The sequence below is a fragment of the Amycolatopsis sp. NPDC004378 genome (genome assembly GCF_053602455.1).
In genome coordinates this window covers 204317-229510 of sequence record NZ_JBSGDR010000001.1, presented here as the reverse complement: position 1 = coordinate 229510, position 25194 = coordinate 204317, and the positions used below count along the sequence as shown (strand labels likewise).

The window sequence follows — 25194 nt, the reverse complement described above, 5'->3', positions numbered from 1 at the left end:
AGTCCCCCGATGAGACGAAGATCGTAGCGTCACGCCGAGGTCAGCGCCGGGTACTCGCGATATTCGAGCGCGTTGGCCGCCCGGTCGGTCATCCAGGTGAACACCCGGCCGAACAGCCGCGTGCTGATCATCTTGTAGGCGCGGTTGCGGCTGCGGATCTTCGCGACCGTGCGCGGCGCGAGGAAGTTGCCCGAGCCCTTGCCGTTCTTCTGGCCGACCGTGGCCGGCTTGCGCAGCCGTTCTTCGTACTTCGCGAACGCCTTCACGTGGTCGCCGCCGGCCGCCGTGAGCTCGCCGGCCAGCACCTGGGCGCCCATCATGGCGAGCCCGGTGCCGGATCCGCCGGGCCCGGCGCACCAGGCGGCGTCGCCGAGCAGCACGACGCGGCCCTTCGACCAGCGGTCCAGGTGGATCTGGCTGATCGAGTCGACGTACAGGTCGGTCGCGTGCGGCAGGGCTTCGAGCAGCTTCGGCGTCTCCCAGCCGGTGTCCGCGAACAGCTGCGAAACCAGCGCGCGCTGTTCTTCCGGGGTGCGGTGGCGGACTTCGACGCCGTCGGCCGCGAAGACCAGGCTGACGTGCAGCCGGTCCGGCAGCCGGTGGCTGCCCACGGTCAGGCCGCGACCCGGTTCGTTGTACATCACGCTCGTGTGGTCCAGGCCGAGGTGGTTGGGCGCGGTGAACCCGGCGATGCCGAAGCCGAGGTCGTGGCGGAAGTCCGTCTCGGGCCCGAACGCGGCCGCCCGGACGCCGGAGTGCACGCCGTCGGCTCCCACGACGAGGTCGAACTTCCGCGGCGTGCCGCGCCGGAAGGTGACCTCGACCCCGTCGGCGACCTCGGTGAGGCTCGTGACGCGGTCGCCGAAGACGTATTCGGTGGCGTCCCTGGTGTGGTCGTACAGGATCCGCGCGAGGTCGCCGCGCAGGATCTCGACCTCGCCGCTCCAGGCGGCCCCCGGCACGGTCAGCGCCGGCCGCGCGTCGAGGCCGAGCACGGTCTGGTTGCCCATCGCGGTTTCGTGGCGGCGGATGTCGTCGAAGACCCCCATCGCGCGCAGCAGCTTCACCTGCTCGCCGCGGAAGTCGACGGCCTGGCCGCCGGGCCGCAGCGCGGGCGCGGTCTCGACGAGGGTCACGCGGTAGCCGTGGCGGTGCAGCCAGTACGCCGCGGACGGGCCGGCGATGCCGGCCCCGGACACGAGCACGGTCTTGGCGGTCATCGGAGGTTCCTCTCGGTCGGTGTGCCTCCGAGACTGCGCGCCGCCGCTGACGGTTCTCGCACGGTTCGCTGACGGCCGCGAATCGCCGCTCGGCCGGTGGGGCCCGGTTCGAGTGGCTAGCATGGCGCGGTGGACCAGTCCGCCGCAGGCCGGATCCCGCAGGACGGCGATGATGCCGCGGTCGAAGCGCGCATCCTGATCGCCGCCGCGCACGTCATCGCCGACGAGGGGTTCGGCCGGCTGAAGCTCGGAGCGGTCTGCGCCCGGTCCGGGTACGCGAGGTCCGTGATCTACCAGCACTTCGGCGACAAGGACGGCCTGGGGAAACGGCTCGTCGAGTACGCCGTGGAGGAGTTCACCGTCGCCTACAGCGAGGCCGTCGCGGCGCGGACCGGCGCGGCCACCGCGACGCCGATGGACATGCTGCGCGCGCTATTGGACATCATCTTCGAGCTGGTCCGCACGATGCCGACGCTCAACCAGGCGTTCCTGGCGCTCTGGGGCGACGGCGCGGCGGAGTACTCGGCCCTGCGCGGCGCGCTGACCGAGGCCGACCGCCGGTTCCGGTTCGCCATCGCCCAGACCGTGGCCAGCGGCGTCGCGGACGGCACGATCACCGGCGTCCGCGACGCGGATTCGTACGCCTCGGCGCTGCTGGCTCAGCTGCGCGGGATCTCGATGCAGGCGCTCATCGACCCCGACGGCGTCGACCTGCGCGGTCTGCGCGCCGAACTGGAGAGCGGCATCGACCGGCTGTCCGCGGGCTTCCGCGGCACCCTTTAGAGCGCGAAGACGATCCCGCGCAGCACGACCACCCCGATGAACACGAGCGTGAAGGCGAGGTCGAGCGAGATCCCGCCGATCCGCACCGGCCGCACCACCCGCCGGACCGGCCCGATGACCGGCTCGGTGGCGGAGTAGGCCAGGCTGCGGGCCCGCCGCGCCCACGGCGGGCTGTCGGCCAGCATGCCGACCCAGTCCAGCACCATCCGCGCGATCAGCACCAGCAGGTACAGGCTCAGCGCGAAGCCGAGCAACGTCCACAGCGCACCCATGGTTCCTCCGTTCTCCCTACCCGGTGAACGCGGGGGAGCCGCGGGGAGTGCCAGATCTGTCCGATTCACAGGCTTTCAACAGAATCGCCCGCCCAACGCCGGATGGCGAACCGGCTGCCGTCGCGCTCGACTTCGGCGGCGCCGGGCCCGGCGAAGTGGGCGGGCACGACGAGCTCGTGGTCGTCCGCGGCGCGTGCCAGCACGCGCCGCCGGGTGATCGCGGCCTGCGTCTCGTCTTCGCAGAAGCAGCTGCTGTGCCGGGGTTCGAGGATCTGGACCGGGCTGTGCAGCAGGTCGCCGACGAACACGGCGCGGTCGCCGCCCGAAGCCAGCCGGACGATCGACGAGCCCGGGGTGTGGCCGGGGGCGGCTTCGAGCGTGAGGTTGCCGTCGATGCGGTGGTTTTCCTCCCACAGAACGGCTTTGCCGAGCACCGGCGCGACGCTGTCGGCGTAGACCAGCAGGCTGCCTTCACGGCGCAGCTGGTCGTGTTCGGTGCGCGGCGCGGGGCGGCGGTGGGCGTTGCGCGGGTCGAAGTAGGTCTGGTCGGCGCGCGGGATCAGGTAGGTGGCGTTGGGGAAGGTGGGGACCCAGTCGCCGTCGCGCAGTTCGGTGTTCCAGCCGACGTGGTCGTGGTGGATGTGGGTGTTGACGACGACGTCGACGTCTTCGGGGCGGACGCCGGCGTCGGCGAGGCGGGCGAGGAAGCGCGTGGCCAGGTGGTCGAAGAGCGGGATCTGGGGGCGGTCGCGGTCGTTGCCGACGCCGGTGTCGACGAGGATCGTCTTGCCTTCGCTGCGCAGCACCCAGGTCTGGACCGCGCCGCGGTAGCCGCCGGTGCCGGGGTTCCAGTGGTCGGGCGCGAGCCAGTCCGCGTTGTCCTGCCACAGCTCGGGCGGGCTCGGGACGATGGTCCGCGCCGGGGCGATCTCGCCCTGCCACTCGAGCACCTTCACGACTTCGACGTCACCGATGTGCATACATTCACTGTGACGCTCACGTCTGAGCGTCTCAATGCTTGTAATGCTCGTTCTGATGCGCGATCGTCTTGAGTGTGGACTTGCTGAGCGACGCGATCGCGGCGGTGCGGATCGGGCAGCCGACGTCGAACCGGCTGCGTGCGGGCGCCGAGTAATGCTACCGCTTCGCGCCGTACGAGGGCGCGGGCTTCCACGTGCTGCTGCGCGGAACCGGCTGGCTGGTCCCGGACGGCGGCGAGCCGGTGCGGCTGGGCCCGGGCGACGTGGTCCTGGTCCCGCACGGCGGGACGCACACGCTTTCGTCCCGGCCGGACGCGTCGGGCGCGGTGCCGTTCGAAGCGGCGGTGGCCGACCCGGACGGCGCGACGGAGTTCCTGTGCGGCAAGTACCGCCTGGCCCACGCCCGTCGTCATCCGCTGCTGGAGAGTCTCCCGGAGGTCGTCCACATCCCGGCACGCGTCGGTGCGTTCCCGGAGCTCCGCGCGGCGATCGACCTGCTGGGCGGCGAGGTGACGGCGCACCGCCCGGGCTCGGCGACGGCGTTGACGGGCCTGCTGGACCTGCTGCTGGTCTACCTGATCCGGGCGTGGCTGACGGAGAACCCGGCCGCGGGCTGGCCCCAGGCGTTGCGCGACCCGCCGATCGCGGCGGCGCTGGAGGCGGTGCACGCGAACCCGGAAGCACCGTGGCGCACGGAAGATCTGGCCGCCCGGGTGGGCCTGTCGCGCGCGACCCTCGCCCGCCGGTTCACGACATCGACGGGCCGTCCGCCGATGGCGTACGTGACGTGGTGGCGCCTGACGACGGCGGCGCGGCTCCTGCAGGACACGGACCTGCCCCTGCCGTCGATCGCGGCGAAGATCGGCTACGGCTCACCTTTCGCGTTCTCCCACGCGTTCAAGCGCCAGTTCGGCGTCGCGCCGGGGACCTACCGGCTAGGCTCACGATCATGACGCAGGTGCCGGCAGACGACCTCGACGCAGCAGCGGCATGCCTGGCCGAAGCCCTGAACCCAGCCACTTCCGAAGACTGGACGTCGGCACCGGGCACGGGCGACCTGACCGCCTGGCAGACGGCCGAGCACATCGGCGACTGCCTGCTGTCGTACGCGGCCCAGCTGGCTTCCGGGCGCCCCAGCGGTTTCGTGCCTTTCCTGGCCACACTGGAAAAGGACACCTCCCCGGCGGACGCCCTGCAGTTCGCCCGGACAGCGGCGGCAATCCTGGCAGCAGTGGTCCGCTCGTCCCCAGCCGAGTCCCGCGCCTACCACCCGACAGGCACCTCGGACCCGGCCGGCTTCGCGGCAATGGGCTGCGCAGAGGTGTTGGTCCACGGCGAAGACATGGCGCGAGGCCTGGGCGTGAAGCTCAACCCCCCACCAGAAATCTGCACCCGAACACTGGCCCGCCTCTTCCCGCACTTGGGCGACGTCTCGGACCTGGACCCGTGGACGGCCCTGCTGTGGGCAATGGACCGCAGAGAACTCCCGAACCGCCCAAGCCAGTCAGGCTGGCGCTGGCAAGGCGAGCCATAACACCCAACCCGACCACACGCTGGGGGTCCGGGGGCGCGCCCCCGGCGGGGGCTTGGGGGCTCGGCCCCCAAAAACAAAGCACCCGAGGCAAGGTTCGTGCACTCCACGAACACACCTCGGGCGTCTCGGGTGCCCTTGGCAGGATTCGAACCTGCGACACCTGCCTCCGGAGGGCAGTGCTCTATCCCCTGAGCTACAAGGGCCCATCGCTGGGCGACCACCAAAGCTTAGCGCATCAATCCGGACCTTCGCGGGCAGGTGGGTCCACGCAAGGTTCCGCTGGTCAGAGCGGTGTTTGTTGATCGATTCGAGCGGGAGTCGCTAGCGTGGGAAGCCCACCTGAAGGAGTCCGAGATGGTCAAGCCGTTCTTGGTGCCTCTCGACGAGGCCGATGTCGCCGACCTGCGGGAGCGGCTTCGGCGGACTCGGTGGCCGGAGGCCGAGACCGTCGGGGACTGGTCGCAGGGGGTGCCGCTGGAGTACGTGCGGGAGCTGTGCCGGGACTGGGGTGAGGAGTACGACTTCGGGTTCGCCGCGCGGCTGAACGCCTTTCCGCAGTTCCGGGCCGAGGTCGACGGGGTCGGGCTGCACTTCATGCACGTCCGGTCGCCGGAGGCGGGGGCGTTGCCGCTCGTCCTCACGCACGGGTGGCCCGGGTCCGTGGTGGAGTTCCTCGATGTCGTCGGGCCGCTGACCGATCCCGCGAAGTACGGCGGGGATCCGGCCGACGCTTTCCACGTCGTCGCTCCGTCGCTGCCCGGGTTCGGGTGGAGTGACAAGCCCGCGCTGAAGATCCCGCGGGTCGCGGAGCTCTTCGACCTGCTCATGCAGGAGCTCGGTTACGAGCGCTACGGCGCGCAGGGTGGCGACTGGGGTGCCGCCATCACGAACTCGCTCGCGCGGTTCGGGCGGGCTGTCGGGGTGCACGTCAACTTCGCGCCCGTGCGGTTGACCTCCGACGACCCGACGCCCGGGGAGCGCCGGGCGCTCGCCGACCTGGAGGAGTTCCGGCGGACCGGCAGCGGCTACTCCGGCCAGCAGGGCACGCGGCCGCAGACGCTCGGCTACGGCCTCACCGACTCGCCCGCCGGGCAGGCCGCCTGGATCGCCGAGAAGTTCTGGGCCTGGACCGACCACAAGGGGAACCCGGAAGACGCGGTCGACCGGCAGAAGATCCTCGACGACGTCTCCGTCTACTGGTTCACCGCGACCGCGGCCTCGTCGGCGCGGATGTACTGGGAGAACACCGACGGCGACCGGTCCACAGTGGACGTCCCGGCCGGGGTTTCGGTGTTCCCCAAGGAGATCGTGCGGCCGTCGCGGCGGCAGGCCGAGCAGCGCTACACCGACCTGCGGTGGTTCGAGGAGCTGCCCGTCGGCGGCCACTTCGCCGCGCTGGAGCAGCCGGAGCTGTTCGTCGAGCAGGTCCGCGGCTTCTTCCGGCTGGTGCGCTAGGCGAGCCAGCCGGTCGTCAGGCGCTGCACGGCCGAACCGTCGTTGTCGGCGAACTTGAGGCCCGTGAACGCCTCGGCCTGCTTCGACGTCTGGATGCGGAACGCGGGCGCGTCGGCCGTCATCGCGTCCAGGATCACGTCGGCGACCTCGTCGGCCGTCTGCGCGCCCTCGAACGACTTCGAGACGTTCTCGACGTACTTCTGCAGGGATTCCGCGTAGGGGCCGGCTTCGGCGAAGAGCTGTTCACCGACGCCGATGTTGGCGACGAACTCGGTGGCGACCGCGCCCGGCTCGATGACGGACACCTTGACGCCCTGGGCCGCCGCGACCGGCGCGAGGGATTCCATCATGCCTTCGACGGCGAACTTCGCCGCGCAGTAGGCCTCGTTGAACGGCTGGCCGACGGCGCCGCCGATGCTGGTCACCGTGAGCAAGCGGCCGCCGCTCGCGCGCAGCGCCGGCATCGCGGCCTTCGTCATCTCGACGACGCCGAAGAAGTTGACCTCCATGGTCGCGCGGACAGCGGAGACCGGCTCCTGCTCGATCGTGCCGACGTGCCCCGCACCGGCGTTGTTGACCAGCACGTCGAGCCGGCCGTAGTCGGCGAGGACGCCCTCCACCGTCGTGCGGACGGACTCGGCGTCGGTGACGTCGAGCCGGCGGATGTCGAGCTCGAGGTCGCCGGCGGCTTCGCGCAGGCGGCCGGCGCGGGCGGGGTCGCGCAGGGTGGCGACCGTCCGGAAGCCCGCGCGGGCCGCCTGGACCGCCAGGGCGAGCCCGATCCCGGTGGACGTGCCGGTGATCAGGGCGACGCGGTCGTTGCTCATCGGGAGCACCTCGATGTGGTTGAGAGAGATGATGGTTAATGTAGTGAACTAAAACCACTATAGGCATGGATGGTTCATGTCATCAACTACCGGCCTACACTCAGTGGATGACCGCTGACCCGATCACCGACGACGTCGTCGCCCTGCTCGCGCGGATCGTCGACCGGTTCGTCGGCTCCTACGAGTCCGCGGCGGCCGCGCTGGGGCTGACGACCGTGCAGGCCAAGGTGCTCGAAGCGCTGGGGGAGCCGCTGCCGATGCACCGCATCGCCGAGAAGCTGAAGTCCGAGCGCTCGAACGTGACGGGGATCATCGACCGCCTCGAGGCGCGCGGCCTGGTCGAACGCCGGGCCGACGAGCGCGACCGGCGGATCAAGAACATCGTGGCCACGCCCGCGGGTGCGGTCCTGGCGCGCGACTTCCGCCGCTCGCTGGGGTTCGCGGCGGAACCCCTGGCGGCGCTCGGTCCCGAAGACCGTGTCCGATTGCGCGACCTGCTGCGGCGGATGGTCGGCGGCGAAGCGTAACGAGTCCGCCTGGCGGGAAACCCCGGCTGGTGGATTGGTCGGCATCGGCCCGCGGAGTAGCTTTCGGGTGGGTGAACTTAGGCTGCCCTCTGTTGCATATATGCGCATTCGACTATATGTTTGGCCTGGACGCAGAACCGGGAGCGGAGGCGAAATGGGACACGGCCACGGACACGGGCACGTGAGCGCGCCCGCGAGCGCGTCGGGCCGGTACGTGCGGAGCCTGACCATCGCCCTGGGCATCGGCGCCGGATTCATGGTGCTGGAGTTCGTAGTCGGCTTCACGACCGGCTCGCTGGCGCTGATCTCGGACGCCGCGCACATGTTCACCGACGTCCTCGGGGTCGGCATGGCGCTGACCGCGATCGTCCTGGCGCGCCGCAGCGGGCCCACCGTCAGCCGCACGTTCGGGCTGTACCGCGCGGAGGTGCTGGCCGCGCTCGCGAACGCCGTCCTGCTGTTCGGCGTCGCGGGGTACGTCCTGGTCGAGGCCATCGGCCGGATCGGCGACCCGCCCGCGGTGCCCGGCCTGCCGGTGCTGCTGGCCGCGACGGCCGGGCTCGCGGCCAACATCGTGTCCTTCGCCGTGCTGCGCTCCGGTGCGAAGGAGAGCCTGAACGTCCGCGGCGCGTACCTCGAGGTGCTGGCCGACCTGATCGGCTCGGTCGGCGTACTGGTCAGCGGCGCGCTGACGCTGCTGACGGGCTGGCGCTACGCCGACCCGATCATCGGTGTCGCGATCGGGCTGTTCGTGCTGCCCCGCACGTGGACGCTCGCCCGGCGGGCGCTGCGGATCCTCTTCCAGCACGCGCCGCAGGGGGTCGACGTCGGGGCGATCAGCGCGGAGCTGTCCGCCTTGCCGGGGGTCGCGGACGTGCACGACCTGCACGTCTGGACGCTGACCTCGGGCATGGAGGTGGCTTCGGCGCACCTGACGCTCGCGCCGCCCGCACAGCAATCGGACGTCTTGACGGAAGCGCAGAACCTGCTGGCCTCGCGGTACGCCATCGAGCACGCGACGCTGCAGGTGGAAGCGCCGCAGTGCGCGCGGCGCTGCCAAGAGCTCAGCTGGTAGCTAGGCGGGCAGCGGCTGGGCACCCCGGCCCGAGAGCATCAGCTTCATCTGGTCCATCTCCGCGCCCTGCGACGTCAGGATGCTGTTCACCAGGGCCTTCAACGCCGGCAGCGTCGAATGCGCCGACGCGTACTGGGCCATCGACGTGCCGCCCTGGTGGTGGCGGAGCATCAGCTGCAGGAAGTAGACGTCGAACTCGCGGCCCGACAGCGAACGCAGCTTGGCCAGCTCCTTGTCGGTCGCCATGCCCGGCATCAGCGCGCCGCCCGCCGGGTTGACCGACGACGGGGCCATCGACATGCCGTCGTGGCCCGGCATCGGTTCCGTCATCCACTGCATCGGCGCGCCGATCGGCTGCTCCGGCTGGTCCCACAGCATGAGCCAGCCCTTCATGCGGCCGACCTGCTCGAGCTGCGTGCGCTCGATGTCGAACGCCAGCTGCTTGATCTCCGGGTCGGTCGTGCGGTCGCGGGCGATGCCCGCCATCGTGACCGCCTGGAGGTGGTGCGTCGACATGTCCTGCGCGAAGCCGACCTCGACCGAGCCGGCCGCCGGGGTGGCGGTGGCCGGCTCGTCGACGGCGCGGGTGATGAACATCCCGGCCGTCGCGCCGATCAGCAGGACCGCCAGCAGCGTCCCGCCGATGATCACCCAGCGCGACCAGGTCGGCTGCTCGGTGGCCTCTTCCGCGTCGAGGTCGGCTTCGGTGCTCACTGGGACGGCTTGCCCGACGGCGCCGGGGCGGACGGCTGCTGGCTCATGCCGCCTTCACCCTGGGCGGACGTGCTGCCCTTGTAGTCCATCGGCTTGGCGTCGGGACCGGGCTTCGACGGGTCGAACGGCGGCGGGTTGTCCGGGTCGAACTGGCCGGGGACCGCGTCGCAGGACGCGCCGACCTCGGGGTACACGCCGTTCGGGTTGCTGCGCAGGGCCGCGATGAACTCGTCGATGCGGGGGTCGTTCGCGTCGTCCAGCTTGAGCTGGTGACCCCACGACTGCAGCGAGATCGGCTTGTCGAGGCCCGGGTAGGGCGACATGATCGTGAACGGCTTGTCCTTGACGCGCACGCTCAGCAGGTTCAGCGCGTCACCGGTGATCTGCTGCGGGTTGTAGGCGATCCAGACGGTGCCGTGCTCCAGCGCGTGCACCATGTTCTCGGTGCGGACCGCGTTCGGGTACACGATGCCGGTGCAGGTGGCCCACGTCTGGTCGTGCGGGCCGCCGAACGGCGGCGAGTGGTCGTAGGCGACGCGCTCGGTCGGGAGGACGTGGACGCTGCCGGTGTAGGTCGCGGTGATCACGCCGGGGATGCGCTTCGAGGGGTCCGGGTCCTGCGCGCTGGGCGCGAACGCGGCGGCGGCGGCTTCACGGTCGGCCTGGTCGCGCTTCGGCGCCGACTTCACCATGTAGTAGGTGATCACCGAGGCGGCCAGCGCCACGATGGCGACGACGGCGATGATGGTGCCCCACGGCGTGCCCTTCTTGCTCACCACGGAACCGCGGGCCGCCTTCACCGCCGACCCCTTTTTCCGAGTTGTCCCGTTCGCCATGGCTCCCGCGTTCTCCCTCTGGTGGCTGCGGACGGATTCCCGCCCCGGCCAGTGTAGAGACCACCCGTCTGATCACCGTTAACACCTCACGGGGATGCGCGCCGTGACGTGGCCGAGACCGATGAAAGCGCCCCACCAGGGCACACCTAGAATTCGACGAGTGACTCCCGCCGCTCTCGCCGACCTGGTCCGCAGCTCCGCCGTGCAGGTGCTCGCCGCACGCGGAATCGACGACGCCGTGCTGCCGGAGCAGGTGACCATCGAACGCCCGCGCAACCCCGACCACGGCGACTACGCGACGAACCTGGCCCTGCAGGTGGCCAAGAAGGCCGGCCTGAAGCCGCGCGACTTCGCCGAGGCGCTGGCCGAGGCGGTCTCGGCGGACGACGGCGTGGACTCGGCCGAGGTCGCGGGCCCCGGCTTCCTCAACTTCCGGCTCGCCGCGGCCGCGCAGGGCGACATCGTGCGCCAGGTCCTCGACGCCGGCGCCGCGTACGGCCGCGGGGACGCGCTGGCCGGCACGAAGATCAACCTCGAGTTCGTCTCGGCGAACCCGACCGGTCCGATCCACCTGGGCGGCACGCGCTGGGCCGCGGTCGGCGACGCGCTGGGCCGGGTGCTGGCCGCGCAGGGCGGGGACGTCACCCGCGAGTACTACTTCAACGACGCCGGCGCCCAGATCGACCGCTTCGTCCGGTCCCTGATCGCCGCCGCGAAGGGCGAGCCGGCCCCGGAGGACGGCTACGCGGGCGGCTACATCAACGACATCGCCGCCGAGGTCATCAAGGCCGAGCCGAGCGCGCTTTCCCTGCCCGAAGAGCAGCGGCACGAGACGTTCCGCCGGATCGGCATCGAGCTGATGTTCAGCGAGATCAAGCAGAGCCTGCACGAGTTCGGCACCGACTTCGACGTCTTCTTCCACGAGAACTCGCTGCACGAGTCGGGCGCCGTCGACGCCGCCGTCCAGGAGCTGAAGGACTCGGGCAACCTCTACTTCGAGGACGGCGCCTGGTGGCTGAAGTCGACGGAGTACGGCGACGACAAGGACCGCGTCGTCATCAAGCAGGACGGCAACCCGGCCTACATCGCCGGTGACCTGGCCTACTTCAAGGACAAGCGCAACCGCGGCTTCGACCTGTGCATCTACATGCTCGGCGCGGACCACCACGGCTACATCGCCCGGCTGAAGGCCGCGGCCGCCGCGTTCGGCGACGACCCGGCGACGGTCGAGGTCCTCATCGGACAGATGGTCAACCTGGTCAGCGACGGCAAGCCGGTGCGGATGTCCAAGCGCGCGGGCACCGTGATCACCATGGAGGACCTCGTCGAGGCGGTCGGCGTCGACCCGGCCCGCTACGAGCTGATCCGCTACTCGGTGGACTCCACTTTGGACGTCGACCTGGACCTGCTGCGCAAGCACTCCAACGACAACCCCGTCTACTACGTCCAGTACGCGCACGCGCGCCTGTGCACGATGCTCCGCGGGGCCGACGACCTCGGCCTCAAGTCCGCCGGGGACGTGGACCTGGGCCTGCTGACGCTGCCGGTCGAAGGCGACCTGATCCGCACGATCGGCGAGTTCCCGGAGACCGTGCGCCGCGCCGCCGAAATGCGGGAGCCGCACCGGATCGCGCGCTACCTGGAGGAGCTGGCGGGCGCGCTCCACAAGTTCTACGCGGTCCGCGAGGCCCGCGTGCTGCCCAAGGGCGACGAGGAGGCCACGCCGGCCAACCACGCCCGGGTGGCGCTCTGCGAGGCGGCGCGCGTGGTGCTCGCCAACGGTCTCGCGCTGGTCGGTGTCTCCGCTCCGGAACGGATGTAAGAAATGGCGCACCCCGCGGGCCCCAGGCACGCCGACGTCTACCCCCACGCCGACACCTCCGGGCTCCAGCCCTCGGGGGCCGAAGAGCTCGACAAGCTGCCCGCGAAGGTGTGGCCCCGCAACACCTTCCGCGCCGCCGACGGCGTCGTGCGGATCGCCGGGGTCGACGTCCGCGAGCTCGCCGAGAAGCACGGCACGCCGCTGTTCGTGGTCGACGAGGCCGACTTCAAGTCCCGGTGCGCGGACTACGCCGAGGCGTTCGACGACCCGACGCTCGTGCACTACGCGTCGAAGGCGTTCCTCTCCATCGAGATCGCCCGCTGGGTGGCCGAGCAGGGGCTGAGCCTCGACGTCTGCAGCGGCGGCGAGCTCGCCGTGGCGCAGCGCGCGAACTTCCCGGCCGAGCGGATCACCTTCCACGGCAACAACAAGTCGCCCGCGGAGCTCGAAGCCGCGGTCGTCGCGGGGGTCGGCACGATCGTGCTCGACTCCTACTACGAGATCGCCCGGCTGGCCGACATCGCCGCGCGCCACGACGTCGTGCAGGCGGTGCTGATCCGGGTCACGGTCGGCGTCGAGGCGCACACCCACGAGTTCATCGCGACCGCGCACGAGGACCAGAAGTTCGGCTTCTCCCTCGCGAGCGGCGACGCCGCCGAAGCGGTGCGCCGGGTGCTCAACGCGCGTTCGCTCAAGCTGGTCGGCCTGCACAGCCACATCGGCTCGCAGATCTTCGACGCCGACGGCTTCGAGGTCGCCGCCCGCCGCGTCGTCGGGCTGCTCGCCGACCTGGCCAAGGAGCACGGGCCCGAGCTGCTGGACCAGCTGAGCCTGGTCGACCTCGGCGGCGGGTTCGGCATCGCCTACACCGAGAAGGACAACCCGCCCCCGCCGGCGCAGATGATCACGCAGATCCGCGAGATCGTCCGCAAGGAGTGCGCGTACGCGGGCCTGCCGGTGCCGCGCATCGCGGGCGAGCCGGGCCGCGCGATCGCCGGGCCCGGCACGATCACGCTCTACGAGGTCGGGACGATCAAGGACGTCTCGCTCGGCGACGAGTCGGCGCGCCGGTACGTCAGCGTCGACGGCGGGATGAGCGACAACATCCGCACCGCGCTCTACGACGCCGTGTACGACGTCCGGCTGGTGTCCCGCTCCGCGGCCGACAACGACCAGCCGGTCCCGGCCGTGCTGTCCCGGGTCGTGGGAAAACACTGTGAATCCGGCGACATCGTCGTACGAGACTGCTGGCTGCCCGACACCCTGGCTCCCGGCGACCTGCTGGCGATCGCGGCGACCGGCGCCTACTGCTACTCGATGGCGAGCACGTACAACCGGCAGCCGCGCCCGGCGGTGGTCGCCGTGCGCAACGGCAGCTCCCGGCTGCTGCTGCGCCGCGAGACGACCGACGACATGCTGCGCCTGGAGGTCTGAACACAGTGGCTGCCCCACAGGAGAAGGCCATCAGGGTCGCCCTGCTCGGCTGCGGAACCGTCGGCGGCGAGGTCGCCCGGCTGCTCACCGAGCAGGCCGGTGAGCTGGCCGCGCGGGCGGGCGCGCCGGTCGAGCTGGCCGGCATCGCGGTCCGCCGCCCGGACAAGCACCCCGAGCTGCCGCCGGAGCTGCTGACGGCCGACGCCGAGAAGCTCGTCACGTCCGACGACGTCGACGTGGTGGTCGAGCTGGTCGGCGGCATCGAGCCGGTCCGCGGCTGGCTGCTCGCCGCGCTGAAGGCCGGCAAGTCCGTGGTCACGGCGAACAAGGCGCTGCTGGCCGAGCACTCCGCCGACCTGTTCGAGGCGGCCGACGCCGCGGGCGCCGACCTCTACTTCGAGGCCGCGGTGGCCGGGGCCATCCCCCTGCTGCGCCCGCTGCGCGAGTCCCTCGCCGGCGACCGCATCACCCGCGTGATGGGCATCGTCAACGGCACCACGAACTACATCCTGTCCGCGATGGACACCACCGGCGCCGGCTACGCCGAGACGCTCGACGAAGCCAGCCGCCTCGGGTACGCCGAGGCCGACCCGACCGCCGACGTCGACGGCTACGACGCCGCGTCCAAGGCCGCGATCCTGGCGTCGCTGGCCTTCCACACCCGCGTGACGGCGTCGGACGTGCACCGCGAGGGCATCGCGGACGTCACGGCCGCCGACCTCGCCGCGGCCCGCATGCTCGGCCGCACGGTCAAGCTGCTGGCCATCTGCGAGCGCGTGGCCGACGATGACGGCGTCGAGTCGGTTTCCGCCCGCGTGCACCCGGTGATGATCCCGCGCAGCCACCAGCTCGCGGGCGTCGGCGGCGCGTTCAACGCCGTCTACGTCGAGGCCGACGCCGCGGGCGAGCTGATGTTCTACGGCCAGGGCGCGGGTGGTGCGCCGACCGCGAGCGCGGTGCTCGGCGACCTCGTCGCGGTGGCGCGCAACCGCGTCGCCGGCGGCCGCGGCCCGCGCGAATCCGCGCACGCCGCGCTGCCGGTCCGGCCGATGGGCCAGACGCCGACCCGGTACCACGTAAGCCTTTCCGTCGCCGACCGCGCCGGGGTGCTCGCGCAGGTGGCGAACGCGTTCGCCGCGCACGGCGTGAGCATCGCGGCCGTGCGGCAGAGCGACGTCGGCGACCGCGCGAGCCTGGTCGTCGTGACGCACCAGGCCCCGGACGCGGCCCTGCAGTCCACTGTGGACGAGATCGCGAAGCTCGACGTCGTCCACGAAGTTGTCAGCGTCATGCGGGTGGAAGGCGAAGACCAGTGATCAGGCACCCCTGGCCGGGACTCATCGAGGCCTACCGGGACCGCGTCCCGGTCCCGGACGGCGCGCAGGTCGTGACGCTCGGGGAGGGCAACACGCCGCTGCTGCCCGCGCGGCACCTGTCCGAGCTGACCGGCTGCGAGGTCCACCTCAAGGTCGAGGGCGCGAACCCGACGGGCTCGTTCAAGGACCGCGGGATGACCGTGGCCATCACGCACGCGCTCGCCAGCGGGCTCAAGGCCGTGATCTGCGCGTCGACCGGCAACACCTCCGCCTCGGCCGCCGCGTACGCCGCCCGCGCGGGCCTCACCTGCGCCGTGCTGGTGCCGCAGGGGAAGATCGCGCTGGGCAAGCTCGCCCAGGCCGTGCTGCACGGCGCGCGGATCCTGCAGGTCGACGGCAACTTCGACGACTGCCTCGAGCTGGCCCGCAAGACCGCGAACGACTACCCGGTCACCCTGGTCAACTCGGTGAACCCGGTGCGCATCGCCGGCCAGAAGACCGCGGCCTTCGAAGTGTGCGACGTCCTCGGCGAAGCGCCGGACATCCACTGCCTGCCGGTCGGCAACGCGGGGAACATCACCGCCTACTGGGCGGGGTATTCGGAGTACGCCACCGACGGTGTGGTGAAGAACACCCCGCGGATGTTCGGCTTCCAGGCCGCCGGCGCGGCGCCGCTCGTGCTGGGCGAGCCGGTGCGCGACCCGGACACGATCGCGACGGCGATCCGGATCGGCAGCCCGGCGTCGTGGACCGCCGCCGTGAAGGCGAAGGACGAGTCCGAAGGGCTCTTCGACGCCGTCACCGACGAGAAGATCCTCGAGGCGTACCGGCTGCTCGCCGGGCGCGAGGGCGTGTTCGTCGAGCCGGCGTCGGCCACCAGCGTGGCCGGCCTGCTGGCCACGGCCGCCGACGGCCGGCTGCCGCGCGGCTCCCGCGTGGTGTGCACCGTCACCGGCCACGGTCTCAAGGACCCGCAGACGGCGCTGGCGGGCAACGTCGAGGTCGAGCCGCTGGCCGTCGACCCCTCGGCGGTCGCGGCGGCGCTGGACCTGCGGTGAAGACCGCGTTCAAGGTCACCGTCCCGGCGTCGACGGCGAACATCGGGCCGGGCTTCGACGCCTTCGGCATGGCGCTGGCCCTGCACGACGTCGTCGAGGTGCGGGTCACCGACACCGGCCTCAAGGTCGAGGTGATCGACGCGGGCGCGGGTGGCGTCGCGGACGTCCCGACCGACGAGACGCACCTCGTGGTCCGCGCGATCCGGCGGACCTGCGCGCACCTCGGCGTCGAACCGCCCGGCCTGCACCTGCGCTGCTTCAACGCGATCCCGCACGCCCGCGGGCTCGGCTCGTCGGCGGCCGCGGTGGTGTCCGGTGTCGCCGCCGGGTACGCGCTGGCGGGCCGTGAAATCGACGCGTTCGGCGCGTTGCAGCTGGCCGCGGGCTTCGAGGGCCACGCCGACAACGCCGCGGCGAGCCTGTTCGGCGGGCTCGTCGTGGCCTGGTGCGAAGGCGGCGAGTTCCACGCCGAGCGGCTCGCGCCGCACGCGTCGATCCGGCCGGTCGTGGCCGTCCCCGCGGTGCGCTCGGCCACCGCGACCACCCGCGGCCTGCTGCCCGCGACCGTGCCCCACGCCGACGCCGCGCACAACGCCGGCCGCGCCGCGCTCGCCGTGCACGCGCTGACCGCGAAGCCGGAGCTGCTGCTCGCGGCCACCGAAGACCGCCTGCACCAGCACTACCGGGCCCCCGCGTACCCGGCGAGCGGCGAGCTGGTGGCGACGCTGCGTGCACGCAGCGTGGCCGCCGCCGTCTCCGGCGCGGGTCCCACGGTGCTCGCGCTGACCACCACGGGAATACTCCCGCCCGGCGTGGACGTTGACGGTTTCGACGTCTTCGAGCTGCCCGTGGATCTCACGGGTGTGCAGGTTGCGGCTCAGTAAAGGCTGGGTCACGTGGCAGCGGCCGGTCCCGCCACGCGGGGGGTGGTTGTTGCACCCGGCACCGGCGCGGTCTACCCTCGGGGGCGTTCGATCACCGTGCGTTTCCGCACCCGATGCCGGTCTCCGGATCGCATCCTTCGTTGATCCGCCGAATCCGCACCGCCTGGCAAGCGGGGTAACGCGGAGGAACGTAGGCGGGTTTCCGGTCTCGGCGGTGCCGAATTCCGTGTCCTCCGAATGGAGGACGCAAACCCCTGTGGTGGAGGCGCTCCAGCTGTGTTTCGCACGGCCGAAGAGCTCATCTCCCGTATCGGGGGGCAGTTACGCCGGTTCGCGATCAGAAGCGAGCGGCAGTCCGCTGATCCGCCTGGAGGCGTGGATCGGTCAGGAAGGACATGTGTGAGCAACACCGATCTTTTGAGCGACGTGGGTAGCAGCGCCGCGGAGTCGAACGGCACCACCCCCGCCCCCAAGAAGACGGTCGGCGGGTTGACCGGGAAGACCGTGGCGGAACTGCGTTCGCTGGCTGGGGAGCTCGGCGTCGGCGAGACGACGGGCATGCGCAAGGGCGATCTCATCGCCGCGATCCGCGAGCGTCAGGGCAAGTCGCGCAAGCGCCCGGCCGCCGAAACGCTGCCCCTCGAGGGCGTCGGCGAGCCGGTGAAGGCGTCGGCCCCGAAGGCCGAGCCCAAGGCCGAGGCGGCCGCCGCCCCGGTCGAGACCAAGCCGGAGCCCAAGGCCGAGGCCGCCGCGCCGGCGGACACCCAGCCGCAGGCCGAGCGCCCGCAGCAGGACAAGCAGGACGCCCAGCAGGGCCAGGACGGCCAGCCCGAAGAGGGCGGCCGCGGCCGGCGTCGCCGCGGGTCGAACCGCGCCGCCGGCGACGGCCAGGGCGGTGACCGCCAGCAGGGCGACCGGCAGCAGGGTGACCGCCAGCAGGGCCAGAGCGGCGGGGGCAACCGCGACCGCCAGCAGGGCCAGGGCGGCAACAACCGCAACGACAACCGCCAGCAGGACGGGAACCGCCAGCAGGGCGGCAACCGCGGCGGCGGTCAGGACAACCGCGCCCAGCAGCAGGACGACGACGAGGAAGGCGGCCGCCGCGGCCGTCGCTTCCGCGACCGTCGCCGCCGGGGCAGTGGTGGCGGCCAGCGCGACGGCGGTTCGCCGGACACCGAGATCCGCGAGGACGACGTCCTGCTGCCCGTCGCGGGCATCCTGGACGTGCTCGACAACTACGCGTTCGTGCGCACCTCCGGCTACCTCGCCGGCCCGAATGACGTGTACGTCTCGCTTTCGCTGGTCCGCAAGTACGGCCTGCGCCGCGGTGACGCCATCACCGGTGTCGTGCGCCAGCCGCGCGAGGGCGAGCAGCAGCGGCAGAAGTTCAACCCGCTGGTGCGCGTCGACTCCATCAACGGCCTGGAGCCGGACGAGGCCAAGCGCCGCCCGGACTTCACCAAGCTGACCCCGCTGTACCCGAACGAGCGGCTACGCCTCGAGACCGAGTCGCACAAGCTCACGACCCGCGTGATCGACCTGATCATGCCGGTCGGCAAGGGGCAGCGCGCCCTGATCGTGTCGCCGCCGAAGGCCGGCAAGACCACGATCATGCAGGACATCGCGAACGCGATCTCCACGAACAACCCCGAGTGCCACCTGATGGTCGTCCTGGTCGACGAGCGTCCGGAAGAGGTCACCGACATGCAGCGCTCGGTGAAGGGCGAGGTCATCGCCTCGACCTTCGACCGGCCGCCGTCGGACCACACGTCGGTCGCGGAGCTGTCGATCGAGCGGGCCAAGCGCCTGGTCGAGATGGGCCACGACGTCGTCGTGCTGCTCGACTCGATCACCCGGCTGGGCCGCGCGTACAACCTGGCGGCCCCGGCGTCCGGCCGGATCCTGTCCGGTGGTGTCGACTCGACCGCGCTGTACCCGCCGAAGCGGTTCCTCGGCGCGGCGCGCAACATCGAGAACGGCGGCTCGCTGACCATCTTCGCCACGGCGATGGTGGAGACCGGGTCGACGATGGACACGGTCATCTTCGAGGAGTTCAAGGGCACCGGTAACGCGGAGCTCAAGCTGGACCGGAAGATCGCCGAGCGCCGGGTGTTCCCGGCCGTCGACGTCAACCCGTCGGGTACCCGCAAGGACGAGCTGCTGCTCTCGCCGGACGAGCTCGCGGTCACCGTGAAGCTGAGCCGGGTGCTGCACGCGCTCGACTCGCAGCAGGCCATCGACCTGCTGATCTCGCGGTTGCGCAAGACGAAGACGAACGTCGAGTTCCTCATGCAGGTCTCGAAGACCGCCCTCGGCGGCGGCGAAGACGACTGAGTCTCGTTTCGAGAAAGGGCCCTCCCGGTTCGCCCGGGAGGGCCCTTTTCGCGTTACTGGTGGGGGACCGCGGCGGGCGTCCAGCCGCGGTAGTTGCTGAAGTAGCTCACGCTGGAGCCGTGGCCGATCGCGCCGCCGACGCTGGAGGCGTAGAAGCCGCCGTTGCCGTCCGCGATGCCGACGTGCCCGTACGCGCTGATGTTCCAGTAGACGAACGAACCGGCCGGCGGCGTGCCGGTGGTGTGCTTCGGGCTCGCGCCGTTCCAGTGCGCGTTCGCCGAGGCCCAGACGCCGGTGGTGCCGTAGGCGTTCTCGGCCGCCTTCTCGCAGAGCCCCTGGTAGGCGGTGCTGCCCAGGTGGTTCTTGTACCACTGGACCGCGCCGGCCGGGGTGCCGTCGCCCGCGGCCTGGATCGCCGCGGCGGGTACCGCGGTCGCGCCGGGGGCGGCCACCACCGCGGCCGTGCCGATGGTGGCGGCGACGGCCAAAGCAGTGAAGATATTTCGCATTACTCCTCCTGACGGTGAGATAATCACGAAGGATCGCCAGGGTGCGCCGGCCGTGTACAAGATCCGTACAAACTTGACGCTTCAACCACCGGGAATAGCTGGTCAGCGGGGTGCGTTCCAGTGACCGTCTGCCCGTCTGGCAGAATTACCCGCTGAAGTCCGGCACCGGTTCACCCCGCGGAACGACTGGGGACCCGGAGCCAACGAGAGAGGACACCATGAAGAGCGGTATTCACCCCGAGTACGTGGTCACGAACGTGAACTGCGACTGCGGCAACAGCTTCACCACGCGCAGCACCAAGACCAGCGGCAACATCCACGTCGAGATCTGCTCGAACTGCCACCCGTTCTACACGGGCAAGCAGAAGATCATGGACACCGGTGGCCGGGTCGCGCGCTTCGAGGCTCGCTACGGCAAGCGCCAGAAGAAGGCCGACGCCAAGTAGCTTTTTCCACGGCGCCCACCCGCACGCGCGGGTGGGCGCCGTTGTTTTGGACGGACCCGGGCTGAGAGGTGGCAGAGGTGGATTCGAGCTCGCTCAAGGGGTTGCTCGCCGAGCACGCCGAGCTGGAGCAGCAGCTGGCGGACCCCGCGGTGCACGCCGACCAGGCGCGCGCCCGCAAGCTCGGGCGCCGCTACGCCGAGCTGACGCCGGTGATCCGCGCGGTCCACGAGCTCGACACCGCCCGCGACGACCTCGCGGCCGCACGGGAGATGGCCTCGGAGGACGCGGAGTTCGCTGCGGAAGCCGAAGAGTTGAGCGCGAAGATCCCCGAGCTGGAGTCGAAGCTCACCGAGCTGCTGCTGCCGCGCGACCCGTACGACGGCTCCGACGTCGTGATGGAGATCAAGTCCGGCGAGGGCGGCGAGGAGTCGGCGCTGTTCGCCGGCGACCTGCTGCGGATGTACCTGCGCTACGCCGAGCGCCACGGCTGGAAGGCCGAGGTCCTCGACTCGGTGGACTCCGACCTGGGCGGCTTCAAGGACGTCACGCTGTCGATCAAGACGAAGTCGGCCGTCGTCGACGGCGTCTGGTCGCGCCTGAAGTTCGAGGGCGGCGTGCACCGCGTCCAGCGCGTGCCGGCGACGGAGTCCCAGGGCCGGATCCACACGTCGGCGTCCGGGGTGCTCATCTACCCGGAGCCGGAGGAGGTCGAGGTCGAGATCGACCCGAACGACCTGCGCATCGACGTCTTCCGCTCGTCGGGCCCCGGCGGCCAGAGCGTCAACACGACCGACTCGGCGGTCCGGATCACGCACCTGCCGACGGGCATCGTGGTGTCGTGCCAGAACGAGAAGTCCCAGATCCAGAACCGCGCGCGGGCCCTGCAGGTGCTGCAGGCCCGGCTGCAGGCGATCGCGGAGGAGGAGGCGGCGGCCAAGGCGTCCGACGCCCGCAAGTCCCAGGTCCGCACGGTCGACCGCTCCGAGCGGATCCGGACGTACAACTTCCCGGAGAACCGGATTTCGGACCACCGCGTCAACTACAAGGCGTACAACCTGGACCAGGTCCTGGACGGCGACCTGGACGGCGTCCTGGACGCACTGGCGACGGCGGACCGAGAAGAGCGGCTGGCCGCCTCGGCGGGCTGAGCCGCGGCTCAGTGGACCGCGGGTGACTCCGGCTCGCGGAACGCGTCGAAGACTTCCGTGACCGGTTCCGGCTCGTCTTCCTCCGGAACGGGCCGAGCCGGCCGCGGGAAGAAGCTCAGCACCGCGAAAACGCAGGCCAGGACCGTCGGGAACAGCGTCAGCAGCTGGTGCTTCACGCCCTCGACGCCCTCGCCCAGCGCGGACAACCCGAACTGGCCCACCGCGAACAGCAGCAGGAAGAACACCACGATCCCGTACTCGCGCCGGTGGCGGCGGAACGCGCGGACCCCCGCCCAGCCGATCAGCAGCCAGAACGGCACCAGCGCGAACAGCCCCAGCGGGGCCGCCAGGGCCGACAGCCCGGAGAACACCGGCACCCGGTACTCCTTGGCCATCCGCGGCAGCCCCTCCGACTCCGCGAAGCTGCCCAGGCGCGACGGCCGCGCCGTCAGGGTGTCGACCGCGCCCTGCTGGAGGATCTGCAGCGTGCGCGCCGGGTGCGAGGCGTAGTACTGCAGGACGTTGCGGCGGCTGATCTTGTCCCGGAAGCCGGTGTAGTCCGCGTCCGTCCACGGGCTCACCTCCCACCAGCCCTTGCCGATGAACTTCTTCGCGCTCGGGGGCAGGCCCAGGGCCGTCAGGTCGGCGTCCGTGTCGTGCTTTCCGTCGACGATGCTGTCGAACACGACGTGGAACATGTTCGCCTCGCGGTACTCCGCGTTGGCCGGGTCGCCGTGGGCCTGCACCGCCGCCGTGCCCGCGCCGACGACCACCAGCACACCCAGCGGCAGCAGCCACCGCGCCCGGCCGCGTGCGCCCAGCGGGCGGACCAGGGCCAGCGCCAGCACGAACAGCGGGATCAGCAGCAGCGTCTGCGACTTCGCGTTGATGCCGATGAGCGCGCCCACGACGGTCAGCGCCGCACCCCAGTGGCGCCACGCGCCGGTGCGGCTCATCAGCAGCAGGCCGCCCGCCGTCAGCAGCATTCCGACGAACCCGGCGCCTTCGCTCAGCACCGACGCGAAGTAGCCGAAGAACGCCGAGTCGGCCATCACGAGCAGCAGGAGCACCGCCGCGATGACGCGGTTGCGGCGGCTCAGGTCCAGGCCGAGGACCGTCGCCGCGACGCCGGCCGCGACCAGCACGCACGTGATCGCGCCCAGCACCAGCAGGTTGAGCTCCGCCGGCGAGCCGAGCACCTTCCCCAGCTTGCTCGCGAGCCAGTCGAGCCACGCCTGGCTCGAGATGTAGTCGCTCCGGCACGCCGACCCGGGCCCGTAGCTGAAGTGCACGTAATACTCGGACGCGAGCTCCGGGTGCCGGCCGCCGAGGTCGCACAGCAGGCGCCACCCGTCGCCGTTGTCGGCCATCCCGACCGGTCGCGGCACGAGGAACCGGATCAGCAGCACGCCCAGGGAAAGGACGAAGACGCCCAGGCCGAAACGCAGTTCACGGGGTCGCACGCGGCCAGCGTACGAGATCACGCCGAGTCGGCGGGCGGTGCACCGGGAACCGGCGAAACGGGCCGGTGGCGGAACACGACGTAGCGGTAGAGCAGGTAATTCCAGAACAGCCCGACGACGATCGCCGCGCCCTTCGGCACCAGCAGGCCCACCCCCGGGAACAGGGCGCTGACCAGGGTGATGACCCCGAACTGCACCACCCACAACCCGAACGCCGTGACGGCGAAGAAAAGCAGCGCCTGACGGCGGATGTCGCCGTCCTTCGCGCGGAACGTGAAGTTCCGGTTCAACGTGAACGAAAGCAGCATGCCGGCCGTCGTCGAAAGGAAATTGGCGACGAATGTCGGCACGCCCGCCGACGCCAGGATCGCGTAACCGAGCGCGTCGACGAGCGTGTTGCCGACGCCGACGATCCCGAAGCGCAGCTGCGTGGCCGTGACGAGCCTCATCGCGCGGCGCTCCGGTCGCCGGCACCGGTGCGCACCGACGCGACCGTGTACAGCGGCCGGTTCTGCACCTGCGAGTACGTGCGGCCGATGTAGCTGCCGAGCACGCCGAGCATGATGATCTGGATGCCGCCGAGGAAGAACATCGCGATGGTGATGAACGCCCAGCCGGGCACCGCGGTCTGCGGCGCGAACAGCTTCACACCGATCACGTAGAGCACGCCGAGGAAGCTCAGCAGCGAGATCAGGTACCCCATGCGCGTGATCATCCGCAGCGGCGTGGTCGAGAACCCGAGGATGCCGTCGGCGGCGAAGCGCATCATCTTCGTCAGCGGGTAGCCGGTGACGCCCGCGTGGCGCCGGTCGCGGTCGAACAGCACCGCCGTCTGCCTGAACCCGACGTAGCTGACCAGGCCGCGCAGGAACCGGTCGCGCTCGCGGTACTTGCGCAGCTCGTCGACGACCTTGCGGTCGACCAGCCGGAAGTCGCCGGTGTTCTTCGGGATCTCGACCGCGGCCATCTTCTGCAGGAACCAGTAGAACGCGCTCGCGGTGAACCGCTTGAACGGCGAATCGCGGCGCGACCGGCGCTGCGCGTAGACGACCTCGTAGCCCTCTTCCCACTTCTCCAGCAGCTCGAGCGCCACCCGCGGCGGGTCCTGCAGGTCGCTGTCCATGATGATCGCGGCGTCGGCGTCGACCAGGTCGAGCCCCGCGGTGACGGCCATCTGGTGCCCGAAGTTGCGGGACAGCTCCACGACCGTGACCCGCGGGTCGCGCGCGCCCAGCTCGGTGAGCCGCTCCAGGGAGGCGTCCCGGCTGCCGTCGTCGACGTAGACGAAGCTGAACTCGTACCGCTCGCCCAGGGGCGCGGTGACCTCGTCGACCGTGCGGTGCAGCAGGTCGATGTTCGCTTCCTCGTTGTAGATGGGGAAGATGAACGCGACCCGGCGGCGCGTGGTCGGCTCGGTCGGCACTGGCGCTCCCGGGTGGTCGGCGTCTCGGGCGTCGTGAAGATCGGCGGCGCCCTGGTCAGGATATCCACGCGGGGCGGCACCGGCGGGGTCCCCGTGCGGATCCATTCTGGCCGTGACCCGTGTTTCGCGGCTGTTTGTCACGCGGGTGAGGGGGTCTCGATACGCTGAGCGGAGCGGGACCGGCGCGTGTCCTGACGGGGGAGCTCCGCCTGGTGTGCCAGGCTCGACGAGGTGAAGGACGACGAGTGAATCGGCAGCCGCTGCGCTTGGCCATCATCGAGGCCACCCGCATCCTCGAACGCGCGGGCGTCGCATCACCGCGGTTCGACGCCGAGGTGATCGCCGCGCACGTGCTGGGCGTCGAGCGCGGGCGGCTGCCGATGGTGCCGCTGGTCGACCCGCCGGTGATCGAGGCGATCGGGCAGCTCGTCCAGCAGCGCGCGAAGCGGATCCCGCTGCAGTACCTGACCGGCTGGGCGGCGCTGGGGGAGATCACGGTCGCGGTCGGCGCCGGCGTGTTCGTGCCGCGGCCGGAGACCGAGCTGCTGCTCGAATGGGGCGTGAAGTTCCTGCAGGGCCGGGAGTTCCCGGTCGTGGTGGACCTGTGCACCGGCTCGGGGGCGCTGGCCCTGGCGATGGCGCACGCGCGGCCGGACGCGGTGGTCTACGCGGTGGACGTCGACCCGCAGGCGCTGGCCTGGGCCCGCCACAACGCCGACGTCCACGCCGACGCGGGCAACACCCCGATCCGCCTGTACTCCGGTGACATCGGCGACCCGACGATGTTCGCCGAGCTCGACGGCCTGGTCGACCTGGTGCTGTGCAACCCGCCGTACGTCCCGGAGGGCACCCCGGTGCCGCCGGAGGTCGCGGAGCACGACCCACCGCGAGCGGTGTTCGCCGAGGAGAGCGGCCTGGCGGTGATCCGCCATGCGATCGCGGCGGGCGCCCGCCTGCTGCGACCGGGCGGCGGCTTGGCGATCGAACACGACGACACGCACGGTTCGGCGGTGCCGGCACTGGTGCGGGCCCGGCGGGTGCTGACCGGGGTCGAGGACCACGCCGACCTGACCGGGCGGGCGCGGTTCGTGACGGCTCGCCGGCTGGGCTGAGCGGAGGGGACCACCCGCGTGA

At 71.2% G+C, this 25194-nt stretch carries 24 protein-coding genes, 1 tRNA gene and 1 pseudogene; 15 read left to right on the top strand and 11 right to left on the bottom strand.

Features of this window, described 5'->3' with window-relative positions; translation table 11 throughout:
- Positions 1-29: 29 nt before the first annotated feature.
- The gene (locus ACWEN0_RS01185; RefSeq protein WP_451967810.1) at positions 30-1220 is read right to left on the bottom strand and encodes an FAD-dependent monooxygenase; all 1191 of its coding nucleotides are present in this window, start codon (positions 1218-1220) and stop codon (positions 30-32) included.
- 129 nt (positions 1221-1349) lie between these two features.
- Between ACWEN0_RS01185 and ACWEN0_RS01180 the strand changes: the two genes are divergently transcribed.
- Positions 1350-2003, top strand: a complete 654-nt coding sequence (locus ACWEN0_RS01180; RefSeq protein WP_451967808.1) for a TetR/AcrR family transcriptional regulator — start codon at positions 1350-1352, stop codon at positions 2001-2003.
- On the opposite strand, the gene ACWEN0_RS01175 is transcribed toward ACWEN0_RS01180, so the two are convergent.
- Together ACWEN0_RS01175 and ACWEN0_RS01170 are read right to left on the bottom strand one after the other, a co-directional pair.
- Positions 2000-2275, bottom strand: a complete 276-nt coding sequence (locus tag ACWEN0_RS01175; protein ID WP_451967806.1) for a YggT family protein — start codon at positions 2273-2275, stop codon at positions 2000-2002. The two genes, ACWEN0_RS01180 and ACWEN0_RS01175, sit on opposite strands and share 4 nt — an antisense overlap.
- Before the next feature lie 65 nt (positions 2276-2340).
- The gene (locus ACWEN0_RS01170) at positions 2341-3255 is read right to left on the bottom strand and encodes an MBL fold metallo-hydrolase (protein WP_451967804.1); all 915 of its coding nucleotides are present in this window, start codon (positions 3253-3255) and stop codon (positions 2341-2343) included.
- A gap of 74 nt (positions 3256-3329) precedes the next feature.
- Between ACWEN0_RS01170 and ACWEN0_RS01165 the strand changes: the two are divergent.
- Positions 3330-4208: pseudogene (locus ACWEN0_RS01165) on the top strand (cupin domain-containing protein).
- Positions 4205-4789, top strand: coding sequence for a DinB family protein (locus tag ACWEN0_RS01160; protein ID WP_451967802.1), 585 nt, complete (start codon positions 4205-4207; stop codon positions 4787-4789). Before ACWEN0_RS01165 ends, ACWEN0_RS01160 begins: the two are co-directional and overlap by 4 nt.
- Before the next feature lie 130 nt (positions 4790-4919).
- On the opposite strand, the gene ACWEN0_RS01155 is transcribed toward ACWEN0_RS01160, so the two are convergent.
- A tRNA-Arg gene (locus tag ACWEN0_RS01155) sits at positions 4920-4992 on the bottom strand.
- Positions 4993-5143: 151 nt separating this feature from the next.
- Here ACWEN0_RS01155 and ACWEN0_RS01150 point away from each other — a divergent pair.
- Positions 5144-6244 (top strand): epoxide hydrolase family protein, encoded by a 1101-nt coding sequence (locus ACWEN0_RS01150; protein ID WP_451967800.1) that lies wholly within the window; start codon positions 5144-5146, stop codon positions 6242-6244.
- On the opposite strand, the gene ACWEN0_RS01145 is transcribed toward ACWEN0_RS01150, so the two are convergent.
- Complete coding sequence (locus ACWEN0_RS01145) at positions 6241-7071, bottom strand: SDR family oxidoreductase (protein WP_451967798.1); 831 nt, start codon at positions 7069-7071, stop codon at positions 6241-6243. The genes ACWEN0_RS01150 and ACWEN0_RS01145 overlap by 4 nt on opposite strands.
- A 107-nt stretch (positions 7072-7178) precedes the next feature.
- Here ACWEN0_RS01145 and ACWEN0_RS01140 point away from each other — a divergent pair, with 107 nt between their 5' ends.
- Together ACWEN0_RS01140 and ACWEN0_RS01135 are read left to right on the top strand one after the other, a co-directional pair.
- On the top strand, positions 7179-7598 hold the full coding sequence (locus ACWEN0_RS01140; protein WP_451967796.1) for a MarR family winged helix-turn-helix transcriptional regulator: 420 nt from the start codon (positions 7179-7181) through the stop codon (positions 7596-7598).
- Positions 7599-7752: 154 nt separating this feature from the next.
- Entirely contained in the window at positions 7753-8673 is a 921-nt protein-coding gene (locus tag ACWEN0_RS01135) for a cation diffusion facilitator family transporter (RefSeq protein WP_451967794.1), read from the top strand.
- On the opposite strand, the gene ACWEN0_RS01130 is transcribed toward ACWEN0_RS01135, so the two are convergent.
- Both ACWEN0_RS01130 and ACWEN0_RS01125 read right to left on the bottom strand, forming a co-directional pair.
- Positions 8674-9387 (bottom strand): DUF305 domain-containing protein, encoded by a 714-nt coding sequence (locus ACWEN0_RS01130; protein ID WP_451967792.1) that lies wholly within the window; start codon positions 9385-9387, stop codon positions 8674-8676.
- A complete protein-coding gene (locus ACWEN0_RS01125) occupies positions 9384-10187 on the bottom strand; it encodes a DUF3105 domain-containing protein (RefSeq protein WP_451967790.1) in 804 nt (267 codons plus the stop codon). The genes ACWEN0_RS01130 and ACWEN0_RS01125 overlap by 4 nt, the downstream gene beginning before the upstream one ends.
- Positions 10188-10383: 196 nt before the next feature.
- Between ACWEN0_RS01125 and argS the strand changes: the two genes are divergently transcribed.
- From argS to rho, 6 genes are all read left to right on the top strand, one after another.
- Positions 10384-12045: an arginine--tRNA ligase gene (gene argS, locus ACWEN0_RS01120; RefSeq protein WP_451967788.1), complete on the top strand. Its 1662-nt coding sequence runs from the start codon at positions 10384-10386 to the stop codon at positions 12043-12045.
- Between the two features lie 3 nt (positions 12046-12048).
- Positions 12049-13479, top strand: coding sequence for a diaminopimelate decarboxylase (gene lysA / locus ACWEN0_RS01115; protein WP_451967786.1), 1431 nt, complete (start codon positions 12049-12051; stop codon positions 13477-13479).
- 5 nt (positions 13480-13484) lie between these two features.
- The gene (locus ACWEN0_RS01110; protein WP_451967784.1) at positions 13485-14795 is read left to right on the top strand and encodes a homoserine dehydrogenase; all 1311 of its coding nucleotides are present in this window, start codon (positions 13485-13487) and stop codon (positions 14793-14795) included.
- Positions 14792-15853: a threonine synthase gene (gene thrC, locus ACWEN0_RS01105; RefSeq protein WP_451967782.1), complete on the top strand. Its 1062-nt coding sequence runs from the start codon at positions 14792-14794 to the stop codon at positions 15851-15853. The genes ACWEN0_RS01110 and thrC overlap by 4 nt, the downstream gene beginning before the upstream one ends.
- The gene (gene thrB / locus ACWEN0_RS01100) at positions 15850-16737 is read left to right on the top strand and encodes a homoserine kinase (protein WP_451967780.1); all 888 of its coding nucleotides are present in this window, start codon (positions 15850-15852) and stop codon (positions 16735-16737) included. The genes thrC and thrB overlap by 4 nt, the downstream gene beginning before the upstream one ends.
- A 399-nt stretch (positions 16738-17136) precedes the next feature.
- A complete protein-coding gene (gene rho, locus ACWEN0_RS01095; protein WP_451967778.1) occupies positions 17137-19071 on the top strand; it encodes a transcription termination factor Rho in 1935 nt (644 codons plus the stop codon).
- Positions 19072-19124: 53 nt separating this feature from the next.
- On the opposite strand, the gene ACWEN0_RS01090 is transcribed toward rho, so the two are convergent.
- Positions 19125-19580: a CHAP domain-containing protein gene (locus ACWEN0_RS01090; RefSeq protein WP_451967776.1), complete on the bottom strand. Its 456-nt coding sequence runs from the start codon at positions 19578-19580 to the stop codon at positions 19125-19127.
- 218 nt (positions 19581-19798) lie between these two features.
- On the opposite strand from ACWEN0_RS01090, the gene rpmE reads away from it, so the two are divergent.
- Both rpmE and prfA read left to right on the top strand, forming a co-directional pair.
- Positions 19799-20026: a 50S ribosomal protein L31 gene (rpmE, locus tag ACWEN0_RS01085; RefSeq protein WP_003102730.1), complete on the top strand. Its 228-nt coding sequence runs from the start codon at positions 19799-19801 to the stop codon at positions 20024-20026.
- A gap of 77 nt (positions 20027-20103) precedes the next feature.
- Positions 20104-21174, top strand: coding sequence for a peptide chain release factor 1 (gene prfA, locus ACWEN0_RS01080; protein ID WP_451967774.1), 1071 nt, complete (start codon positions 20104-20106; stop codon positions 21172-21174).
- A gap of 8 nt (positions 21175-21182) precedes the next feature.
- On the opposite strand, the gene wsfD is transcribed toward prfA, so the two are convergent.
- From wsfD to ACWEN0_RS01065, 3 genes are read right to left on the bottom strand one after another with little or no spacing between them, the layout of a single operon-like run.
- Complete coding sequence (gene wsfD / locus ACWEN0_RS01075) at positions 21183-22637, bottom strand: glycan biosynthesis hexose transferase WsfD (RefSeq protein WP_451967772.1); 1455 nt, start codon at positions 22635-22637, stop codon at positions 21183-21185.
- 17 nt (positions 22638-22654) lie between these two features.
- Entirely contained in the window at positions 22655-23086 is a 432-nt protein-coding gene (locus ACWEN0_RS01070) for a GtrA family protein (protein WP_451967771.1), read from the bottom strand.
- On the bottom strand, positions 23083-24060 hold the full coding sequence (locus ACWEN0_RS01065; RefSeq protein WP_451967770.1) for a glycosyltransferase family 2 protein: 978 nt from the start codon (positions 24058-24060) through the stop codon (positions 23083-23085). Before ACWEN0_RS01065 ends, ACWEN0_RS01070 begins: the two co-directional genes overlap by 4 nt.
- A gap of 245 nt (positions 24061-24305) precedes the next feature.
- Here ACWEN0_RS01065 and prmC point away from each other — a divergent pair, with 245 nt between their 5' ends.
- A complete protein-coding gene (prmC, locus tag ACWEN0_RS01060; protein WP_451967769.1) occupies positions 24306-25172 on the top strand; it encodes a peptide chain release factor N(5)-glutamine methyltransferase in 867 nt (288 codons plus the stop codon).
- Positions 25173-25194: the final 22 nt, after the last annotated feature.